We start from the raw sequence: 245 nt of genomic DNA, 5'->3' as shown, positions 1-245 counted from the left end.
ACCGTACATGATAGGCAGATATTCGCCTTTGGCCTGGCCATCACCATGCTCCCCGGACAGCGATCCGCCATAGCGAACCACCAGATGCGCGGCCTCATCCAGAAAAGCCCGCCAGGTATCGATGCCCTTTTGCGACTTCAAGTCGAAGGTAATGCGCGAATGAATACAGCCGTCACCGAAGTGGCCATCCAAGTTGGTCTTGACCATGCCGAACTTCGGGGCATCCGGGGCGCGTACCGGCTGGC

General features: G+C 58.8%; 1 protein-coding gene. It reads right to left on the bottom strand.

The genetic code is table 11. The features are described from left to right. The coding region (locus tag AC0L20_RS41650) for an FAD-binding oxidoreductase (RefSeq protein WP_473295933.1) at positions 1–207 on the bottom strand (207 nt) is incomplete at its 3' end. Positions 208–245 lie beyond the last annotated feature (38 nt).

This window comes from Bradyrhizobium sp. Kon58, from assembly GCF_055807455.1.
This window is presented reverse-complemented; position numbering and strand designations above follow the sequence as displayed.